General features: G+C 47.6%; 23 protein-coding genes. 3 read left to right on the top strand and 20 right to left on the bottom strand.

The annotated features are described in order from the left end of the window. The first annotated feature begins 4 nt into the window (after window positions 1-4). The gene (locus tag HDCHBGLK_RS14925) at window positions 5-415 is read left to right on the top strand and encodes a hypothetical protein (RefSeq protein WP_004606130.1); all 411 of its coding nucleotides are present in this window, start codon (window positions 5-7) and stop codon (window positions 413-415) included. 26 nt (window positions 416-441) lie between these two features. Here HDCHBGLK_RS14925 and HDCHBGLK_RS14920 read toward each other — a convergent pair whose 3' ends face one another. After that, complete coding sequence (locus HDCHBGLK_RS14920; protein ID WP_130574617.1) at window positions 442-660, bottom strand: helix-turn-helix domain-containing protein; 219 nt, start codon at window positions 658-660, stop codon at window positions 442-444. A gap of 179 nt (window positions 661-839) precedes the next feature. Here HDCHBGLK_RS14920 and HDCHBGLK_RS14915 point away from each other — a divergent pair, with 179 nt between their 5' ends. Continuing rightward, window positions 840-1244: a helix-turn-helix domain-containing protein gene (locus HDCHBGLK_RS14915; RefSeq protein ID WP_004606132.1), complete on the top strand. Its 405-nt coding sequence runs from the start codon at window positions 840-842 to the stop codon at window positions 1242-1244. Window positions 1245-1461: 217 nt separating this feature from the next. Beyond that, window positions 1462-3219 carry a recombinase family protein gene (locus tag HDCHBGLK_RS14910; protein ID WP_004606133.1) on the top strand — a complete coding sequence of 586 codons (1758 nt, stop codon included), beginning with the start codon at window positions 1462-1464 and terminating at the stop codon, window positions 3217-3219. Window positions 3220-3422: 203 nt separating this feature from the next. On the opposite strand, the gene HDCHBGLK_RS14905 is transcribed toward HDCHBGLK_RS14910, so the two are convergent. From HDCHBGLK_RS14905 to HDCHBGLK_RS14815, 19 genes are all read right to left on the bottom strand, one after another. Then, a complete protein-coding gene (locus HDCHBGLK_RS14905; protein WP_039909534.1) occupies window positions 3423-3611 on the bottom strand; it encodes a hypothetical protein in 189 nt (62 codons plus the stop codon). Then, window positions 3577-3759 carry a DUF4250 domain-containing protein gene (locus HDCHBGLK_RS14900; RefSeq protein ID WP_039909535.1) on the bottom strand — a complete coding sequence of 61 codons (183 nt, stop codon included), beginning with the start codon at window positions 3757-3759 and terminating at the stop codon, window positions 3577-3579. Before HDCHBGLK_RS14900 ends, HDCHBGLK_RS14905 begins: the two co-directional genes overlap by 35 nt. A 14-nt stretch (window positions 3760-3773) precedes the next feature. Then, complete coding sequence (locus HDCHBGLK_RS14895; RefSeq protein ID WP_009248537.1) at window positions 3774-4361, bottom strand: 5-formyltetrahydrofolate cyclo-ligase; 588 nt, start codon at window positions 4359-4361, stop codon at window positions 3774-3776. Beyond that, on the bottom strand, window positions 4309-4530 hold the full coding sequence (locus HDCHBGLK_RS14890) for a DUF896 domain-containing protein (RefSeq protein ID WP_004606137.1): 222 nt from the start codon (window positions 4528-4530) through the stop codon (window positions 4309-4311). Before HDCHBGLK_RS14890 ends, HDCHBGLK_RS14895 begins: the two co-directional genes overlap by 53 nt. Window positions 4531-4605: 75 nt before the next feature. Beyond that, the gene (locus HDCHBGLK_RS14885; protein ID WP_004606138.1) at window positions 4606-4986 is read right to left on the bottom strand and encodes a hypothetical protein; all 381 of its coding nucleotides are present in this window, start codon (window positions 4984-4986) and stop codon (window positions 4606-4608) included. Between the two features lie 79 nt (window positions 4987-5065). Further along, complete coding sequence (locus HDCHBGLK_RS14880) at window positions 5066-6736, bottom strand: putative polysaccharide biosynthesis protein (RefSeq protein WP_004606139.1); 1671 nt, start codon at window positions 6734-6736, stop codon at window positions 5066-5068. Window positions 6737-6749: 13 nt separating this feature from the next. Beyond that, window positions 6750-7244, bottom strand: a complete 495-nt coding sequence (ybeY, locus tag HDCHBGLK_RS14875) for an rRNA maturation RNase YbeY (RefSeq protein ID WP_004606140.1) — start codon at window positions 7242-7244, stop codon at window positions 6750-6752. Further along, window positions 7241-8233, bottom strand: a complete 993-nt coding sequence (locus HDCHBGLK_RS14870) for a PhoH family protein (RefSeq protein WP_004606141.1) — start codon at window positions 8231-8233, stop codon at window positions 7241-7243. The genes ybeY and HDCHBGLK_RS14870 overlap by 4 nt, the downstream gene beginning before the upstream one ends. Before the next feature lie 3 nt (window positions 8234-8236). Next, a complete protein-coding gene (locus HDCHBGLK_RS14865; protein WP_004606142.1) occupies window positions 8237-9502 on the bottom strand; it encodes a sporulation protein YqfD in 1266 nt (421 codons plus the stop codon). 14 nt (window positions 9503-9516) lie between these two features. After that, a complete protein-coding gene (gene yqfC / locus HDCHBGLK_RS14860; protein WP_050755131.1) occupies window positions 9517-9822 on the bottom strand; it encodes a sporulation protein YqfC in 306 nt (101 codons plus the stop codon). Window positions 9823-9910: 88 nt separating this feature from the next. Continuing rightward, window positions 9911-10234: a hypothetical protein gene (locus HDCHBGLK_RS14855; protein WP_004606144.1), complete on the bottom strand. Its 324-nt coding sequence runs from the start codon at window positions 10232-10234 to the stop codon at window positions 9911-9913. 180 nt (window positions 10235-10414) lie between these two features. Beyond that, window positions 10415-11485: an endonuclease/exonuclease/phosphatase family protein gene (locus HDCHBGLK_RS14850; RefSeq protein WP_039909583.1), complete on the bottom strand. Its 1071-nt coding sequence runs from the start codon at window positions 11483-11485 to the stop codon at window positions 10415-10417. A 44-nt stretch (window positions 11486-11529) separates the two neighbouring features. Further along, window positions 11530-12444 carry a S66 peptidase family protein gene (locus tag HDCHBGLK_RS14845; RefSeq protein ID WP_009248544.1) on the bottom strand — a complete coding sequence of 305 codons (915 nt, stop codon included), beginning with the start codon at window positions 12442-12444 and terminating at the stop codon, window positions 11530-11532. 183 nt (window positions 12445-12627) lie between these two features. Beyond that, window positions 12628-13350 carry a CAP domain-containing protein gene (locus HDCHBGLK_RS14840; protein WP_004606147.1) on the bottom strand — a complete coding sequence of 241 codons (723 nt, stop codon included), beginning with the start codon at window positions 13348-13350 and terminating at the stop codon, window positions 12628-12630. 122 nt (window positions 13351-13472) lie between these two features. After that, entirely contained in the window at window positions 13473-13952 is a 480-nt protein-coding gene (gene rlmH, locus HDCHBGLK_RS14835; RefSeq protein ID WP_004606148.1) for a 23S rRNA (pseudouridine(1915)-N(3))-methyltransferase RlmH, read from the bottom strand. Between the two features lie 215 nt (window positions 13953-14167). Then, window positions 14168-14944: a ZIP family metal transporter gene (locus tag HDCHBGLK_RS14830; protein ID WP_009248547.1), complete on the bottom strand. Its 777-nt coding sequence runs from the start codon at window positions 14942-14944 to the stop codon at window positions 14168-14170. 160 nt (window positions 14945-15104) lie between these two features. Continuing rightward, window positions 15105-16493 carry an NADPH-dependent glutamate synthase gene (gltA, locus tag HDCHBGLK_RS14825; protein ID WP_004606151.1) on the bottom strand — a complete coding sequence of 463 codons (1389 nt, stop codon included), beginning with the start codon at window positions 16491-16493 and terminating at the stop codon, window positions 15105-15107. Continuing rightward, complete coding sequence (locus HDCHBGLK_RS14820; RefSeq protein WP_004606152.1) at window positions 16493-17380, bottom strand: sulfide/dihydroorotate dehydrogenase-like FAD/NAD-binding protein; 888 nt, start codon at window positions 17378-17380, stop codon at window positions 16493-16495. Before HDCHBGLK_RS14820 ends, gltA begins: the two co-directional genes overlap by 1 nt. Window positions 17381-17547: 167 nt before the next feature. After that, complete coding sequence (locus HDCHBGLK_RS14815) at window positions 17548-18873, bottom strand: chitobiase/beta-hexosaminidase C-terminal domain-containing protein (RefSeq protein WP_009248549.1); 1326 nt, start codon at window positions 18871-18873, stop codon at window positions 17548-17550. Between the last annotated feature and the right edge of the window lie 37 nt (window positions 18874-18910).

The raw sequence follows: 18910 nt of genomic DNA, 5'->3' as shown, positions 1-18910 counted from the left end.
TTATATGTCCTCTGTTTCTGGCGTTATTACTATTGGTTATGATTTTGAAAATAAAAATGTCATACTAACCCAACCGCGCGAAGTTTCCTTAAATCCGATTGAAACCCGCGCTATTGAAATTATTTTGAATTTCTTCCCACCTTCCGAAGTCTCAAAAATTCACCTTGAAAAATTAAGCGATAATTATACAAGTGCTTTCTATGGTGAAAATAATGATTTCCTTCGCTTCAAATTTACCGATCGTACAAAATGGCTTTCTATCAGGCTTTCCGCGGAAGATATGAAGGAAAATCTTTCAAACCCTCTTTTTTCTGCTCAATCAAATAAGAAGCAATTACACTGGAAAGCCAAAATTTCCGATCTTTCTGAATTGGATAATTTCAAAACTTTTATTCTTAACGCCTGCGATATTTAATTTATGAAGCCGCCTTTTTGGCGGCTTCACGCTGCCTTTTCCCCGAAGATTTCTTCAAATGTGCATTTATAAAACTTCATCAGTTTTACGATCTCCGGCAATTCAAATTCTACGTCGCCGCGAAGTCTTCTTCTTACACTGTCTTCGCTGATCTCTAAAACCTCTGCAAGATCCGTTGTAGTGTTTCCGTTGTATGCCATTTTCGCTTTTAATTTCGGGAATACATTTACAAGTGGTTTCGCCATTTTCATTTCTCCTTTCTTAAGCGCAATTTGTGTTTATTTGTTGTATATATCATAAACGCGTTTCGCGTTTGTGTCAAGCACAATTTTAAATTAAATTATTGCATTTTGCGTTTATTACTCTTTACAAAACGCATTTTTGCGTTTATAATGTATTCATACAACGAAAGGGGGTGTATCGAATGACTAAGACACCGGCGAAGACACACGGCGAAGAATACGAACGTTTCGGGCGAAATCTCGCCGCTATGAGAAATAAACTCGGTTTATCTCAATATGAAATATCCGAAAAATTAGGAATGTTACAAAGTACCTATGCCGGATATGAAACCGGTACAAGGAAAATTCCTTTGTCTGTTATTGTTCAGTTGTCGAAATTCTTCGGCGTTGAAGCAGACGTTTTGATCGGGCTTTCTGATTATGTCCCGCCTAAACAATCGACATTTGATTTAAAGGAAAGCGAAAAGAATTTGATTATTACATACCGTAAATTAAATCGCGAAGGAAAACAGAAACTTTGTGAACGTGCCGACGAATTATTGGATCTCGGTTATGTCGAAAAAGGGGACGCCGAAAAAATGGCGTAAAATACCGCTTTAAAGAAAAGGGAAATATTATAGAACTGAAATTTGAAAAATAAAACGCCCCACGGCTGCAACCGTGAAGCGCTTTAAATAGATTGTTACCCGTCAACCCCGCGGGGCTGCGCTATGATAACGCCCTGAACAAGTGTTATTATAGCATAGGCCCCCAACTTTTGAAAGGGCTTATTTTTTACGCCCATTTTTAAGAAGGTGTGATTTTATGGCTTATGCAGCATTGAGAAAGGCCGGTCTTGTGCCTGCTGCCGCGCCGGATCTGCGAACCGTCGCTTTATACGTTCGCGTTTCAACCGGCTATCAGGTGGACAAAGACAGCCTTCCTTTTCAGAAAAAGGAATTGAAGAACTACTGTAAACACGTTTTGCATATCGACGAAAGCCGGATTGAAATTTTTGAGGACGCCGGAAAGTCCGGGAAGAATACCAACCGCCCCGCCTTTGAACGCATGATGAAGAAAGTCCGCGCCGGTCAGATCTCCCACGTTATCGTCTATAAAATTGACCGTATTTCCCGAAATCTTGTTGACTTCTCTTTGATGTACGACGACTTCAAGTATAACCGCGTTACCTTTATTTCATTAAACGAACAATTCGACACGTCTTCGGCGATCGGTGAAGCGGTCCTGAAAATTATTCTTGTTTTTGCAGAACTGGAACGGAAACTTGCTTCGGAGCGTGTCATGGATATTATGATCGGCCGCGCCCTCTCCGGCCAGTGGAACGGCGCCCGCGTCCCGTTTGGGTGGGATTGGGACGAAGAAGCCAAATTCCCGAAACATAGTGAAGTTGAAGCCGTCTTCGGTCGGCTCATGTATGATATGTACGAAGAAACACGATCGACGTGTAAGGTCAGGGACTACAACAACACCCACGACATACCGACGAAGCGCGGCGGGGAATGGACTTCAAAAACCGTCGCCGACTTTATCAGAAATCCCATTAACCGCGGCGACTACCGGTATAATTACCGGGAAAGCGCCCGCGGACGGAAGAAACCGGAAGAAGAAGTAATATACCTTGAAGGCGTCTTCCCGCCCCTTGTGCCGCCGGAACAATGGGACCGCTGCAACGCCATTATGGACGAAAACGCCGCGAAGAAACGTTCTGCAGGCTTTTCACATAAGCGGATCCACGTCCACGCCTTCGCCGGTCTTCTGGTATGTGGCGACTGCGGCGCCTTCTTTCAGGTGATAAAGAAGGACAAAACACGGGAAAACGGCTTTTCGCCTTCCCTTTACCGGTGCGGCGCCCGGTACCGGAAGCGCGCTTGTAATTCTCCCGGCTGCAGTGACGTTGTTTTAGGGCCGTTTGTCTTCAACTATATTTCCGGCATGGTTCGGGTTGCCAGTATGCGTTCCAAAATCAGTTCGCCGGAAGAACTGGAACAACTGCTTTTGACCGGGCCAGAATTTGAAGCCGTGGCCGGTATCGCTTCCGAAGGATTGAACGCCACGTTTGCGTTACTTTCCGGGCGTCCTGCTACCGGCGGCGCTGCTTACGTTCCTGATCTTCTGGCCGCTCCTTCCGGGTGTATCAATACCGGCGAAGTGGAAGAACTGAAACAGAAGATCACCCGCATAGAACGCGCCCTTGAACGTCTGAAAAAGGCTTTTCTTTTCGACGATCAGGCCATGGGCGAAAAAGAATACCTTGAAACAAAATTAGCCCTTGAAACGGAACGGATCGCGGCAGAAAACCGCATGAAGGACCTTAACGAAGCGACGTTTTCCACCGACGCCGGGGAACTGGCCTTCATAAAGTCCGCGTCTTCTTTTCTTCTGGCTCACCAGATCCAGACCGGCGAACATATCCAGTATAGCGACTTCGCGCCGCTTGTCGGTGATGAAACTATGAAAGAATTTTTAAATCTTGTTATCGAACGGATCGTGATCCAAAACGGCCGGCCGGTGGAAATTACCTTCAAGAATGGGCTGACGCACAAATTCTTATACCGTGATTAAAACGGCCCGATCTGTATCAAAACCGGGCTAAAACGTATCAAAACCGGCATTTTTCGGAACGAAAGGCCGGTTTTTGGTATTTTATGCCGTATTTTCGGAACTATCGCTTTTATTCTTCCGGCGGGCAGCAGGACAAAGAAAACCCCAACTTGTAAATCATTCTTACAAGTTGGGGTTTTGAAAAATCCTTTATTTATGCGGGTTTAAGCCGTCACGGGTACGAAGTTCATTTGACAGCCGAAGGTGGTCACGCAGAAGGTCAGCGGACGGCCGATCTCCAGGGACTTCTTCTGAATGTAGGTTCTGGCCTTTTCTATGTAATAATACTGGCGCTTCGGTTCCTCGCATGGCGCCGCGCTAGACAAACTGATGTCTGGATTCGTCGTATTCATAATCAATTCCTTTCAGTATATTTGTAATCTCTTCTCTCTCTACTTGCATATCCTCGCATAGTGCATCCAGCGAATGATAGTAATCTCTGATTTTCGTATTTACTACGCTTAATAGTAGCATAGGCTCTTTGGGAAGTCCTATCTGCATAAGCATCATCCTTTCTATTTGCCGTCCTCGTATACGCTGGTCTCCGTCACCAGGATCTGCGGCCTGATATCGTATTCATCATAGGGCACTTCATCCAGCACCTGGCAGTCAAATGCGACTGCCATGGTGGGAAGGCAAGGATGCGCGGCAAGATATCTGTCATAATAGCCGCCGCCATAGCCGATCCTGCGCCTGTCACGGTCAAAGGCCACGCCCGGCATAATGACAAGCGCGTCTGCTCCGTCAGCCAAAGCGCCTTCCTCAGGTTCCAGAATCCCCATCGTGCCGGGGTGCAGCTGGCTGAAATTCTCTATATGGAAAAATTCCATCCTGCGTCCCAATACCCTGGGCACCCAGACGTCTTTTCCCAGCCGCCAGGCTTCTTCTATGATCAGCCTGGTGCCTGCTTCTCCCTGATGGTCTACATAGCAGTAGATATCCGTGGCCTCCCGGAAACGCATATGGGAAGTCACCGCAGCCGTTATCCCTTCCGTGGCTTTCTGCCATTTCAAGGGACCGATTTCTTTTCGGGCTTCCAGAACCCGATGCCTAATGTCCTTCTTGCTTTCCAAACTTCTCACCCAAATCTGTAATGCTTCCATCCTTCTCCTGAATGGAAATATTGTTTAACTGGCTGCGCAGATTTCTCTTAAATGAGTCAATATACTCCCTGCGCAGAATCTGCTGTTCCTTTGACTCCTCGGCCGTCAGGCCCTCTGCTTTGGATTTATGATATAATTCATTGATTCTTGCAATCTTCTGTTCTTCCATAGTTTTGTCCTTCCTTCTTGATTCATTCGGAAATTACGTACTTATATTACACTATCTTACTTTGGAAGTCCACTTCTAGCTCGAATAATTTTCTAAAAAGCCATAAAGTTCCTCTGTGCTTTCCATGTATTTTCCGTTGCGAATCTCCTCCCTGATGGTTGCCGGAAGTTCATCATACAGGATATCCGTATATTCGTAGGCGGTCTTCTTATCACTCAGATATACGACCACGTAACCGTTGACTTCCATCAGATAGTAGCAGTCTTCTTTTAGCGCCTGTCCATCCGCAGAGACTGTCGGCTCCGATTTGGACGTAGCAGGCTCCTCCTGTTCTTTTGTCACTTGCGTCTGCGCGCGTTCTTTGGCCTTCTGATAACTCAGCTGATATGCGCTGGATACCGCCAGCACTGCAATAATCGCAGCCGCAAAAAAACCAATACCATACTTATTTTTCATAAGGACAACTCCTTTTTTAGTACAGTATCGGTTTGTTTTGCCGGATTTATACAGTTTGCGGACAATTTTTACACGATCTTTACCTATATTGGCCGCGGATCAGATGCAGTTTCCTGCATAGAGATGCCACGGAGGCTCCCTTTGGCATATCCAGAAGTTCCTCTTCCGTCACGCCGCCAAGCAGCACCAGTACGGCGCCATATACGACCATTGCCGCCAGCACTGCCACAACCGTTGCAATCCTTGCGCCTGCAAACAGTTCAAACAGCAGATGTACCACAATGGCCACGACTCCCATCACGGTTGCAGCAATCGCCGGAATCACGAACGTCTTTTTACGCTCCTGGACATAGCCGATGCGCTCCCGCAGCGAATGGGCATTCAAGATGCAGCTGGCGCCGGAAAATACAATCTTGCTTAGGACTACCGCATATATGTTCCATTTGAATACCACCATCATGAGGAACAGGGCAATCACGTGGATCACCAGGGAAATGGCGGCATTGCGCACCGGGGTCATCATATCGTCCAGTCCCTGCAGCACCGAGTTTGTAACCGTCGACAGGCAGAAGAATACGACGGACAGCGCTCCAAGCTGGAGCATCAGTGCCGGCTTCGTATTATCCTGGGTAAAATACAAAAGATCCAGAAGCGGCTTGGCCAGAATCACGAAGCCTACCGCGCATGGAATCGCGATCAGCATGTTGAATCTGGATACCATATTAATCTTGTTATGTATCTGCTTACGGTTCCCGGTCTGCACGGTCGCTACCAGACTTGGAATCAGCGAGGCAGCCAGGGCGCTTGATATGGACAAGGGTACATTGATCATCGTTGTATACTGGCCTCCGAACATCCCAAGGAGTTCCGCATATTCCACCTTTTTAAATCCCTGGGCAGCCATAATGTTATTAAACATTGCCGTATCAATAAAATCACTGATATTGTAGACCGTCGCGCTTAAGATGACCGGCGCGATGGTGATAAACAGAACCTTGTATATCTTCTTGTAGCTTTCCCTCCGGCGGGTCCGGTCCCGCTTCATCTGGCGCTTGAAGATTCGCTTATAGGCATAGAATATCAGCGCAACGAACAGAAGCGCCGCCAAGGCTCCCGCAACGGTTCCGACCGTACCTCCGGCCGCCGCGTATGCCGGGCCATAGGACTTCTTCCCTCTGGTCTCGGCAATGCTCTTTCCTGCCTGCAGAAGGAAGTAAGCTCCGGCTATGGATGCCACTGCATTCACCACCTGCTCAACCACCTGGGAGATGGCAGTGGGAACCATGGAGCCATTTCCCTGGAAAAATCCCCTCAGCACGCCCAAAAGAGCGACAATCAGGATACAGGGGGCCAGGACACGAAGCGCATAGGCACTCATATCCATATGCATAATATGGGAAGCGATAAAATCCGCCCCCAGGAAGATCAGAAGGGATACAAATCCGCCTGCCAGCAGGGCAAATGTCATAGCCCCCTTAAATACCTTATAGGCATTCCGGTATTCCCCCACTGCCACCCTGGCGGAAACCAACTTGGACACAGCCAGAGGAAGGCTGTAGGATGTCAGCATTAATGCCACAGAATAAATAGAGAAGGCCACGCTGTAATATCCGATTCCTTCCGCGCCTGCTATATTGGTAAGAGGAATCCGGTACACGGCCCCGATAATCTTTGTAATCACCCCCGCAATCGCGAGGATAGAGCCCTGGACCAGGAAATTCTTCTCTTTCTTTCTACGTTGTTCAGCCATACACTACTCCATCTTATCGTAATATATTTAATCTTTCCATAATTTCTTTCTGCTTACGTTCCATAATCTGACGCTCCTCGTCCTGCATATGGTCGTATCCAATTAAGTGTAACACAGAATGAGCAATTAAAAAAGCATATTCTCTCAAAGCAGAGTGACCGAATTCTTCGGCCTGTGATAATACCTTCTCTTTGGAAATCACGATATCGCCCAGCATCAGTTCTCCCGATTCCGGATGAAAGCAGTCATCACTTTCTTCTAAAAACCCAAACTGTCCGGGCACAGGATAGTCAGTCATCGGAAAGGACAGCACATCCGTTGGCCTGTCAATGCCGCGGAAGTCCCGGTTCATCTTGCGGATCTCTTCGTTCTGCGTCAGCAGAAGACTGACTTCCCACTCATACGGACATCCGGCATAATCAAGGGTTGTCTCTATCACCTGTCTTGCTATCTTTTCACACTCTATGGGAAGCCTTGCCTCCCCTTCTTCTTCAAAGTATAGTGTCATGATCTTCTCCTTTTATCCCTGCCTTTGTTCTTGCCTCTGCTCTCATAATCTTCATAAGCCTTTACGATCTTCTGCACCAGAGGATGGCGGACAACATCCTTGCTGGTAAGCGTACAGATGCCAATATCCTCGATGTTCTTCACCACCGAGATCGCCACGTCAAGGCCGGATACCTGGCCCGAAGGCAGATCCTTCTGGGTGGCATCTCCTGTAATGACGACTTTGGAGCCGAATCCGATCCTGGTAAGAAACATCTTCATCTGGGCAGGGGTCGTATTCTGGGCTTCATCCAGTATAATAAATGCGTTGTCCAGCGTCCGTCCTCTCATATAAGCCAGGGGTGCCACTTCAATCAGGCCTTTTTCAGAGTTTTTCAAGAAACTGTCCGCCCCCATGATCTGATAAAGCGCATCATAAAGCGGGCGCAGATAGGGATCAATCTTGCTCTGCAGGTCTCCGGGCAAGAATCCCAGTTTCTCTCCCGCCTCTATGGCAGGCCTGGTAAGGATGATTCTGCCCACCTCGTTATTCTTAAATGCCGTAATCGCCATAGCCATGGCAAGATAGGTCTTGCCCGTTCCGGCAGGTCCAAGGCCGAACACGATCATTTTCTTGCGGATCGCATCCACATACTTCTTCTGTCCTATAGTCTTAGGCTTGATCGGCTTGCCCTGCAGCGTATGGCATATCACATCCTTGTCAATTTCCAGAACGCTGTCCGGACTGTCCTCCATCACGAGGGCAAGGGTATAGTCCACGTTCTGCTCTTCTACGTTATTCCCTCTGCTTGACAGTTCCGCCAGCTGGCTTAAGACCTTCCTGGCCTGCTCCACTCTAGAAGCCTCTCCCATAATCTTTACGCTCTCCCCTCTGGCAATCAGAGTCACATGGAGCGTCCTCTCTATTTTCTTTGCATAAGCATCAAACTGTCCGAACACATTACTCTGCTGCTCGGCCGGTATAGCCATGATCGCTTCAATTAATCCCATTCATTATTCTCCTGTTTCTTCTTGTTCTTCTTTTAGCGGTATCTCCAGCAATTGAGACGGGGCTTGCATGCCTATCGGCATGATGACCGTAAGCGTGCCTTTTGCCTCGGCTTTTTCGGGTCCTGTGTATATTTTAACACTATTCTCGATAATTTCTACCCCCTTTTTCTCCAAGTCTGCAAGATAACGCTTGAAACGAAGGCTTAAGATCTGCTGGAGTTCCTTCTTTGTATGCTTCTTCTCTTCGGAACGGTAAGGATTGGCAGTCCGAATGCCATAGGATACAGGTAGGTAAAAATTCTTGCCAATCCGAAGCTGCCGCTCCTTGGAATGCATTTCCCATTCCTCATACTGGTTCTTGATTGTAGCCAGTCTGAGAAATCGGTCTCCGACCCTAATATAGTATTCTTCCTTCTGTACGTCTAAATATTCCTTTTCCAGATACACAACCTCCTGGCTGTCTTCGTACGCAATGGCCGTCTGTCCCCGGATATCTGCGTCAGACTCGTGATATTGGTATGCGATCGTCTCCCCGGCATCGTTATTGACTGGAACCTGCCCGGATATCAGGATATCTCCCTTCTTCACCTGGTCACCTTCTTTGACCATGGCAATCCCTTTTCTGGGCACGATGTCCGTTATGACGCACTCTTGGTCCGCAACAATGTCCGTAGCGTTCTCCCTGGCTTCCTGTTCTTTTTCCTCCTCCGTCTTATTGACCACCGGCAAGGAATCCTCGTTTTCTTTTACCTGGATGATCAGGCGGGTGCCTTTTATGGACGCGGATACCCATATGATGTCATCATATTCCTTGCGGATATCCTTTACAATACGGGCGCAATCCACATCCGACTTTGGCATCCCATCCTCTACATTTTTTGAGCCCAGAAACTCCAGAATGGATTCATCGGTCCGCGACTGATTGCCTGTAATATCGATATTCCATATAAACCGGGACATCGCTATAATCATAACAACGAAAAGAAAGGCTCCGCCGAAGAACAGTTTCCGCTTTCGATATTTGTGTAAAAAAAAAGGAAGACCGAACCGTCTCACAATTACAACTTTTGTTCCTGTCTTCCTGATAATCGGCTTTAACTGCCGGAATCCCTTTATCGTAATATTCATTTCGTAAGCTCCGCCCACCGGCTTCAAGCCCCAGAGAAAGATGCCTTTGTGGCTGCATGCATTCAAAAATCTTTCTGCGGAATATCCTATGACCCGGATGCGGATATACCCTTTTATATAGCGGATGATTTTTAACAGCAATATTGTCTCCTCCTCTAATGCTGGTATTCAATGGACTCGATATGTCCGTTCACTTTCATCTCATCATTGGTATAATATGCCACCTGGAGCCTCTTTCCAGTCACCCTGATCTGTCCATTTTTCGTCTGGATTCTTACCAGCGTATCGGTATATTCGATGATCCCCCTGTAATTTTCAAGGCTTAATTCCATCTGCCCTAAGACCGTAAGAACTGGCATTCCAAGCGCCACGTCTTTGGGAAGTTCGGATAATTCCGCCATTTTATTTTTGAAAGAATAGCCATCAGGTTCTGGCCTTGGTCCTTTTTTTTTCGTCTTCATAAAAGCGCCATTCATAGAATTTATAGTAATCTATGAGGAAAGGACGGCGATTATGCATGGACGACCCTGGATTTTGAAAGGCTGACTCTTACCTTAACAGGCAAGGCGTACTTGTCTTAAAAACGGCCGACAAGGCGGTCATCACCCACAGCAGGCCTCTTGCCTGCCTTTTATCCCTGCACAGGCTATGTATGTTCTCGAAACTTTTCCGAAGCCGGGATCTTCCTTTTGCCAGATCGACAGCTATCTTAAACGCGCCAAAGGCCTGGCAGGAGGCGAAAAGAATCAGGCCGCCGGTCCTGAACGCCGGCCGCTTCCTTCCTGCGGCGATATGATACAGGCTGGCAAACAGCCCGATAAATGTTGATATATGATGAATCCAGATACAGATTGTCAATTCTTTTTCTCGCATTTTCTATACTTCCCTTCCTAACAATATCAAGTATATTGTACCTGATTTTCCTGACAGAATGTAGGAAAATATATCGCAAGTTTCTACAAACCTCGCAGTTACACCTGGGGATATGCAAGGTCTTTTAAGGTATTAAGAGAAGAGTATCCCGCGCCGAAGTCGTCCAGCGAGCAGATATATCTATTGTCCATCCTTAAGGCAGATGGCTTCCATACGCACTGGCTGATGGTCGGTATATTCAAAATCCGTATCAATGTTTTCTACTCTATTCACTTTGATATTATCGGAAACGATAAATCCATCCAGTACATATACCTGGGATTCATCATAATTCCCGCTGTAAGGCCCGTCAAGAAGCCTGCAGGTAGGTACATTGTCGGATACGGCAAAGGAGAAGCCTTCTGGAATGTCCTCAGCGCCTACGACGCCAGGCACCCACTTATCTTTATTATGGATCGGATATTTTTCCATCCCCTCGAATGTCTGATTGAAGTCTCCGCCGGCAATCACATAATTTCCCTTCTGGTATTCTGACTCCAGTTTCTCTGCCAGCATCTTGCTCTGGGCAATCTTTCCCTCTCCGCTGTCATAAGCTTCCAGATGGAAGTTGATCAGCACCAGTTCTTTGTCCGTTCCTTCCAAAGGCACCCTGGCCTCCAGCATGCATCGCTTCAAGTTGCAAGTCTTGACCGGCCATGAGAAGGATTCGGGAAGCGAGATTCGGGATGCTTCTTTTACATTCAGATCCGTCATCGTCACCAGGCCGCTGGTTACTTTTCCAATCGGCGGCAGCGGATAAGGCACAAAGTCACATTTGAAATTGCATGCAAACATACCCGCAAGTCCAAGTTCTTCCTCATAATAGGCCTGTTCGTCAATATGATAGGACCTCTTGGAATCCCGGTCCACCTCCTGTAGAAAATAAATATCCGCTTCCTGATCCTTCAGAATGGATGTGATTCCACTCAAGTTTTCCTCCACAAGTTTCTTGCTCTCCGGCTCTACCTTAGAACCCCCATCCATAAAGAAGTCTTCATCCTTGCTGAGGCCCGCATATCCGATGTTATACGTAAGAATCGTAAATGCATCCCCGTTATTCAGCCTGGCGTTCCCCTTCCCCGGCACTATATCCTCAATCGGATCCGGCCTGTATTCCCGTATTGTCAGATAGGCGACAACTGCCGCCAGCAGAAGAACGATTGCCAGAAGCACGCTTCCTATAATCTTCCGTACTTTTCTTTCTTTTATCATATTTTCCCTTTCCTGCTTCCTTTTTGCTTCCATTTATTCCTCTGCTATGAGAGGATGACTCTTGCCCCGTCGATTTTTGCCAGTCCATTCATAGGTATTGTAAGCGGATCCTTGATATGTCCGGCCCGCACATTTAGAACGACTGGGATCTGCAAGTCTCCCAAAACTTCCCTTACCATTGCCTCCGCGCTCCCTGGCCGCCCCTCGATATCGCAGTCCGTCAGGCTACCTATGATGACTCCGGCAGCCTCTTCAAACTTGCCCGCAAGTATCAGCTGGTATAGCATCCCATGTAGCCGGTAAGGCTTCTCTCCTACTTCCTCCAGAAAAAGTATCTTTCCCCTGGCATCGATCTCATAAGGCGTTCCCATCAGACGGCTGACCAGAGTCATATTGCCTCCCGCAATACGCCCTTCGCAGACGCCTTCCTTCAAGACTGCAAAGGCTTCTCCGTTAAAATTCTTCAATTCCCGCTCTTTCCCAGGCGAGGCCAGCACATCCAGGAAATTACACAGTGCCGTTTCCGTGGGCTGCCGGCTTGTGCTGAAGAAGGATGGGCCATGATAGGTCACCAGTCCTGTATTTTGACCGATTGCCAGATGCATAGCCGTAATGTCACTGAATCCGGTAAATACAGGCCTATTCTTGCTTAACGCGTCATAATTGATCTTATCCAGCAAAGGTATGGTGCCATATCCTCCCCATATGCAGAAAATCCCACGATTATTGGGATCTTCGATCACTCTATTAAACTTCTCTGCACGCTCCTTTGGCGTCCCTCTGCGAAATGCCATATCTTCTGACACGGTAACGTTTAATCCCCGCGCCTCAAGATGAGATGTGGCCGCATCCAATGCCTTTTCGGTAAATGCGTTGGCTGGATCAATGATGCACACCTGGTCTCCTGCCTTAAGACCTTCCGGGTATATCGGATTTAATTTTTCTTCTTTGGATTCCATAGTTTGAAGACCTCTCCTTATGACTCTCTTAAGCAACAGTATAGCACATTTAACAAATAATTTCTGCCTATTCTTTTCTTTCATTATAGTCCATAGTTTTTCATGTACAGAAAAAGCACAGCGGTAAAACCGCCATGCTTTCTATTATTCACTCAATTCGTAAGGATTTGCCAAAATCCGGCTTTAGTAAGTAAATAACTGGGTCCAATAATTTCTCCCCTCTGCATTCTGATAGAATCCTACTCCGATTTTCTTAAACTTTGGATTCAGGATATTGGCCCTGTGTCCTTCGCTGTTCATCCATCCGTTCATAACTTCTTCCGGCGTACGCTGTCCCCATGCTATATTCTCGCCTGATCCTCTGAATGTAATGCCATTCTCTGTTAAAACGGTGCTGAAAGAACTGCCATTTGGTCTTGTGTGGGAAAATGAAGTTTCGATTTCCTTCGCCCTTACAAGAGCCGCGGATTCAATCCCTTTATCAATTATAAGAGCATCCAGCCCGGCTTTTGCCCTTTCGGCATTTACAAGGTCTGCCACTTTTTCCGCAAAACTGCGCTCTTCCGTTCCCGGCTGATTGCCGTCATCTCCAGGCTGATCAATATCCGGCGTACCGGTATTCCCACCGTCAGAATCCGGCTGATCGGTATCCGGAGTATTTTCTCCCGGCGGCGTGATAACCGGACAGTCTCCCCAGTTAATATTCATGCCAGGATACTTATCATTTAAGCCGGATATAATGTTTTTCAGATCTTCCGGACTATTTACCTGTCCGCCGATCACTGCATATCCATTCGTCTTTAATTGATCGTAAACCTGGTTCATATCTGCCGCCTGAGTCGGAAGCGCTGCACTGCCTGCAATCCCCATGGCTGTAATCGTTGCTAATACTGATAATTTCTTCATGTTACCTCCTTGTTGTCGATAAATGTTACAATTTCATTATCGATTTATTACATTTTTGTTACAAGTAAGATAGTAACACAAGAACATTAATAATAGTACAAGTAATAATTGGTAATTAAAGATTATTTGTGATATGGCTCTCCGGTAATGATCCGGTAGCTCCTGTATACCTGCTCCAGCAGTATCACCCGCATCAGCTGATGGGGAAATGTCATTTTAGAGAAACTTAACTGATAGTGGGCACGGCTTAGAACCTCCTGGCTTAAGCCTATGGAGCCTCCGATGATAAACGCAATATGGCTGGTTCCCTGTATGCCCAGAAGCTTAATCTTCTCTGCCAGTTTCTCGGAGGAAAGCATCTGGCCATCGATTGCCAGAGCAACGACATAGGCGTCTTCTTTTATGTACTTAAGGATCCTCTCCCCTTCTTTTTGCCGGATCATATCTTCCACCGTGGCGCTTGCATTCTCAGGAGTCTTCTCATCCGCAACTTCAATAATCTCTAGTTTGCAATACTTGCCCAGCCTTTTACTGTATTCCGCAATCGCATCTTTCAGGTATCTCTCTTTGATCTTACCTACCGTTACCAAAGTAATCCTCATATATCTGTTCCTCTCTTACTTAAGTACTTCGAAACTTTGCTGGTAATATTCACGATTCTCCCCTGCCGGGGCTGACTTTCATTCATGCATTGCCTGTGAAAATTACGAAAGTACGTTGCTTTCTGAACCATGCGGAATACCTGTATAGGCGGTATCAGCCCCGCAGCCAGAAAAATCAGCAAGGTAGTTTGAAATTTTCTTTCGCATAATGCCTCCTATCCTAACGCCACATCCAATATCATCATCAATACGAATCCTACGGCAAATCCGATCGTCCCGATATTGCTGTGCTCTCCTTCCGCGGATTCCGGAATGAGTTCCTCCACCACTACATAGATCATGGCTCCTGCCGCAAAGGCCAAAAGATATGGCAGAATGGGCGTGATGTATGCTGCCAGCAATATGGTAATCCCTCCGGCAATCGGCTCCACGATGCCTGACAGGGATCCATACAGGAAGGCCTTGCCCCTGCCATGGCCCTCGCTCCGGATTGGAAGGGACACGATGAACCCTTCCGGCAAGTTCTGGATGGCAATGCCGATTGACAGGGCGAAGGCGCCTGCTACGGTAACATTGGCGTTATTCGTAAGGAGACCGGCAAATACGGCTCCCCCGGAGATTCCTTCCGGGATATTGTGGATGGTAACGGCAAGCACCAGCATGGTGGACTTTTTCAACGTACTTCTCGGCCCTTCGGATTCATCGCTTCCGATATGAAGATGCGGAATAATGCGGTCCAGAAGAAGCAGGAATACAATTCCCATTATAAAGCCAATGGCAGCAGGCGCAAACGCGAACTTTCCCATATGACCGGACATATCCATGGCGGGAATCAATAAAGACCACACAGAAGCAGCCACCATGACTCCTGCCGCAAAACCAAGCAGCGCCTTCTGGATTACCGGCTTCAGTTCATTTTTCATAAACAGGACGCATGCCGCGCCTGCGGTAGTTCCTATAAAAGGGATGATCAAGCCCCAAAATATCGTCATATTTATAACCTCATTTCCTATAACATTCCCCCTCATCATACCATATCCGTCCTTATGGGTACAGGGGGAAAATTCGATTTTATGGACCTGAAAAACGAAGAATAGGGCCCCTGCGCTTTGTAAAGCGCCTGGCCCCTATCCGATACAACTGTTCCCGGCTTTATTTATCTTTTAAAAGTTCATGGATTCCTTTTGCGCCAGCCTTTCCTGCACCCATGGCCAGGATTACGGTGGCAGCGCCTGTAACGGCATCCCCTCCGGCATATACGCAGGCTTTGGATGTCTGGCCGTTTTCTTCCTCAGCCACGATGCACTTACGCTTATTGGTCTCAAGTCCCTTGGTCGTAGAAGCGATCAGCGGATTTGGAGATGTCCCAAGAGACATGATCACCGTATCGACCTCTATCTCATACTCGGAGCCTGGAATCTCTACCGGACGCCTTCTGCCGGATGCATCCGGCTCGCCCAATTCCATCTTGACGACTCTCATGCCTTTTACCCATCCATTGTCGTCCACAAGGATTTCTTTCGGATTCGTCAGAAGATTGAAGATAACCCCTTCTTGCATAGCATGATGCACCTCTTCCACTCTGGCAGGAAGTTCTGCCTCGCTTCGGCGGTATACGATATGTACTTCCGCGCCAAGACGCAGTGCCGTCCTGGCAGCATCCATGGCAACGTTTCCGCCGCCTACTACCGCAACCTTCTTGCCTGCTACGATCGGTGTATCATAGGAATCATCGAAGGCCTTCATCAGGTTGCTCCTGGTCAGGTATTCATTAGCAGAGAATACGCCGTTGGCTGTCTCGCCTGGAATTCCCATGAACATCGGAAGGCCTGCGCCGGAACCAATAAATACGGCTTCAAAGTCTTCCTCCTCCATCAGTTGGTCGATGGTAGTGGACTTTCCGATCACTACATTCGTCTCAAACTTAACGCCCAATTCTTTTACTTTCTCAATCTCCTTTTTAACCACCTTTTCCTTTGGAAGACGGAATTCCGGAATTCCGTATACCAGAACGCCGCCAAGTTCATGAAGCGCTTCAAATACGGTCACTTCATAGCCCAGTTTCGCCAGGTCTCCGGCACAGGTAAGGCCAGATGGGCCGGAACCGATGACTGCCACTTTATGTCCGTTGGTCTTCTCTGCCTTCTGTGGCTTGATGTCATGCTCCAGGGCATAATCCGCAACGAACCTTTCCAGTTTTCCGATTGATACCGGATCTCCCTTGATTCCGCGGATGCACTTGCATTCGCACTGTGACTCCTGCGGGCATACGCGTCCACAGATAGCCGGAAGCGCGGAGGACTCGCCGATTACCTTATATGCACCTTCAATGTCCCCGTCTTTTACCTTGGAAATAAATCCTGGGATGTTGATCGCCACAGGACATCCCTGAATGCATTTCGCGTTCTTGCAGTTCAGGCAGCGGGTTGCCTCTTCCATGGCTTCTTCCATATTATATCCATAGCATACTTCTTCAAAGTTTGTCGCTCTTACTTTTGCGTCCTGCTCTCTGACAGGCACTCTTTTTAACACATCTGCCATTAGTTGTCACCTCCGCAATGGCCACATCCACCATGGTGAGTGTCGCCTTCTTGTGATTTCAGCATTGCACGTCCTTCTTCCGTCTTGTACATCTGCTGTCTCTTCATAGCCTCATCGAAGTTAACAAGGTGTCCGTCAAATTCCGGACCATCTACACAGGCAAACTTGATCTCATCACCTACATGAAGCCTGCAGGCGCCGCACATGCCTGTTCCGTCTACCATAATCGGATTCATGCTGACGATTGTCGGAATCTCCAGCTTCTTAGTCAGCAGACAGACGAACTTCATCATGATCATCGGGCCGATCGCAACGCACACATCGTAGTGATTGCCTTCTTCCACCAATTTCTCGATCTTCGTCGTGACCATTCCTGCATGACCATATGTACCATCATCCGTACATGGATAATAATTGCCTGCAACCGCCTTCATCTCATCTTCCAGGATGAGCATATCTTTTGTCTTAGAGCCAACAATAACATCCACATCGATTCCATGCTCTTTCATCCACTTAACCTGAGGATATACTGGTGCCGCTCCGACGCCGCCGGCTACAAACAGGATTTTCTTCTTCTTCAAGTCTTCGATATCTTCGCCTACGAATTCAGAAGGACGTCCAAGCGGTCCCGTGAAATCGCGGAAATAATCTCCGGCCTGTAATCCGGCTATCTTCGTGGTAGATGCGCCTACGGGCTGGAATACAATCGTTACAGTGCCTGCTTCTCTGTCATAATCACAGATTGTAAGAGGGATTCTTTCCCCTTTTTCGTCCATCTTAACGATGACAAACTGCCCCGGCTGGCAATGTCTTGCCACACGAGGCGCTTCTACATCCATAAGATAAATCACAGCAGCCAGTTTCTCGGCTTTTACTATCTTGTACATCTTATTTCCTCCTAATATTTAATACTCATTTCATCATAATGTATCCGGGCGAAAATATCAAGTATCTTTCGACATCTATACATCCGCAAAAACAGCTGGCTCAAAAGCACGCATTGCCTCTGCGCCCTTCATAACCGTCTCAACAGACTGCTCTCTTTTTACCGTCTCTATTCTCCCTGTGAAAGTTCCAGCACATAATTGCGAGTAGTCACTCCGCTGGTACGTCCCTTCGCATTGACCAGAATAGCCTTGAATATGGTCTCTCCCTCCGGCATGTCTATCGGCCCGACATACTTGGTGGAAGCGGTGGTCGGATCGCTTTTGTCCATCGTATAGTAGGCCTCATATCCTTCCGGAACCTTAATCTCTATCTGCGTGGCAGATTCATACTGCCCTGTAGATGGTGATACGGCCGGTGCGTCTTCGATCGGCAGTTCCACCGTATAGGTCTTCTTCACCGGAAGGCTGGGAATTCCTTTCTTGTTGACAGCAATTGCCGAAACTACGGTCTCGCCCTCGCCGATCTGAATTGGCTCCGCGTATTTCGTACTCTTTACCGTTGGATCCGTCTCATCCGTGGTGTAGTAGATGGTGCATCCATTTCCCGCGCTTAAGGAAAGTTCCTGTACATCTTCGAATGTCTCGCTGTCATCCAGGCTGAACTTCGGCCCTTTCACGATATATCCCGCAAGCGTCTCCCTGACATTATCCTGCGCATCTTCTAGTAGCAGCGAGATCTCTGCCTTCTGATCCGTGTCCATATAGAACTGGACGCAGGCTTCATATATATCTGTATTCTTTGGCTGCTTGTCAATAGCATTCAGGAAGACGGACTCCGCTTTATCCAGATCGTCCTGCTTCGTATATACTTTCGCCAGCCCTGCATAAGCTTCCGCTTTTTTCCCATTTTTAGCAATTGCCTTCTGGAAATATTGCGCTGACTTGTCGTACTCCTTACTTTCTATTGCTTTATACCCCTTATTCACGATTCCCGCATAGGATGTCTGATATATGGCAAAACAAGCCGCTATAACTGCGACTGCCAGCACTGCCAGTATAATAAGCGCTCTTTGTCTTCTCTTGCGGCGCAATGCTTTCTTGCGTTCCGCCTGCCTGCGCCTTCTCTCACGCTCAGGAAGACTGCCTCCTGAAGTATTCCTGCGTCCGGAAGTATTACGGCCTGCAGTATTGCGGCCGGCAGCGCTGCGCCCTGCAGTATTGCCCGGGGCTCCGTTTCGTCCTGTCCCCGTCCCGCGCCCTGCGGACGTATATCTTCCTGCGCCGGTGCTTCTTCCCATAGCAGTCGTATTTCTTACTGATTCATAGATGTCATCTTCAGAATAATCATTCTCCCCACTGATGGCACCTTTCACCTGAGCGGTAAGCATATCATCTAACGGATTATAGTCAGGAACAATGCGGACTTCCTTCCCGCATTCTTCACAATACAACATTCCATCCGGTATCTCGTGTCCGCAATACCTGCACTTCATCTTATGATAACCTCCTACTGCCAGTTTTATCATACAT

It is taken from the genome of [Clostridium] scindens ATCC 35704, assembly GCF_004295125.1.
GTDB lineage: Bacteria > Bacillota > Clostridia > Lachnospirales > Lachnospiraceae > Clostridium_AP > Clostridium_AP scindens.
This window is presented reverse-complemented; position numbering and strand designations above follow the sequence as displayed.

Coding starts and splice junctions, on each gene's coding strand:
- HDCHBGLK_RS14925 (WP_004606130.1), top strand. CDS start 5: ATGTCCTCTGTTTCTGGCGTTATTACTATTGGTTATGATTTTGAAAAT.
- HDCHBGLK_RS14920 (WP_130574617.1), bottom strand. CDS start 660: ATGGCGAAACCACTTGTAAATGTATTCCCGAAATTAAAAGCGAAAATG.
- HDCHBGLK_RS14915 (WP_004606132.1), top strand. CDS start 840: ATGACTAAGACACCGGCGAAGACACACGGCGAAGAATACGAACGTTTC.
- HDCHBGLK_RS14910 (WP_004606133.1), top strand. CDS start 1,462: ATGGCTTATGCAGCATTGAGAAAGGCCGGTCTTGTGCCTGCTGCCGCG.
- HDCHBGLK_RS14905 (WP_039909534.1), bottom strand. CDS start 3,611: ATGAATACGACGAATCCAGACATCAGTTTGTCTAGCGCGGCGCCATGC.
- HDCHBGLK_RS14900 (WP_039909535.1), bottom strand. CDS start 3,759: ATGCAGATAGGACTTCCCAAAGAGCCTATGCTACTATTAAGCGTAGTA.
- HDCHBGLK_RS14895 (WP_009248537.1), bottom strand. CDS start 4,361: ATGGAAGCATTACAGATTTGGGTGAGAAGTTTGGAAAGCAAGAAGGAC.
- HDCHBGLK_RS14890 (WP_004606137.1), bottom strand. CDS start 4,530: ATGGAAGAACAGAAGATTGCAAGAATCAATGAATTATATCATAAATCC.
- HDCHBGLK_RS14885 (WP_004606138.1), bottom strand. CDS start 4,986: ATGAAAAATAAGTATGGTATTGGTTTTTTTGCGGCTGCGATTATTGCA.
- HDCHBGLK_RS14880 (WP_004606139.1), bottom strand. CDS start 6,736: ATGGCTGAACAACGTAGAAAGAAAGAGAAGAATTTCCTGGTCCAGGGC.
- ybeY (WP_004606140.1), bottom strand. CDS start 7,244: ATGACACTATACTTTGAAGAAGAAGGGGAGGCAAGGCTTCCCATAGAG.
- HDCHBGLK_RS14870 (WP_004606141.1), bottom strand. CDS start 8,233: ATGGGATTAATTGAAGCGATCATGGCTATACCGGCCGAGCAGCAGAGT.
- yqfC (WP_050755131.1), bottom strand. CDS start 9,822: ATGAAGACGAAAAAAAAAGGACCAAGGCCAGAACCTGATGGCTATTCT.
- HDCHBGLK_RS14855 (WP_004606144.1), bottom strand. CDS start 10,234: ATGCGAGAAAAAGAATTGACAATCTGTATCTGGATTCATCATATATCA.
- HDCHBGLK_RS14850 (WP_039909583.1), bottom strand. CDS start 11,485: ATGATAAAAGAAAGAAAAGTACGGAAGATTATAGGAAGCGTGCTTCTG.
- HDCHBGLK_RS14845 (WP_009248544.1), bottom strand. CDS start 12,444: ATGGAATCCAAAGAAGAAAAATTAAATCCGATATACCCGGAAGGTCTT.
- HDCHBGLK_RS14840 (WP_004606147.1), bottom strand. CDS start 13,350: ATGAAGAAATTATCAGTATTAGCAACGATTACAGCCATGGGGATTGCA.
- rlmH (WP_004606148.1), bottom strand. CDS start 13,952: ATGAGGATTACTTTGGTAACGGTAGGTAAGATCAAAGAGAGATACCTG.
- HDCHBGLK_RS14830 (WP_009248547.1), bottom strand. CDS start 14,944: ATGACGATATTTTGGGGCTTGATCATCCCTTTTATAGGAACTACCGCA.
- gltA (WP_004606151.1), bottom strand. CDS start 16,493: ATGGCAGATGTGTTAAAAAGAGTGCCTGTCAGAGAGCAGGACGCAAAA.
- HDCHBGLK_RS14820 (WP_004606152.1), bottom strand. CDS start 17,380: ATGTACAAGATAGTAAAAGCCGAGAAACTGGCTGCTGTGATTTATCTT.
- HDCHBGLK_RS14815 (WP_009248549.1), bottom strand. CDS start 18,873: ATGAAGTGCAGGTATTGCGGACACGAGATACCGGATGGAATGTTGTAT.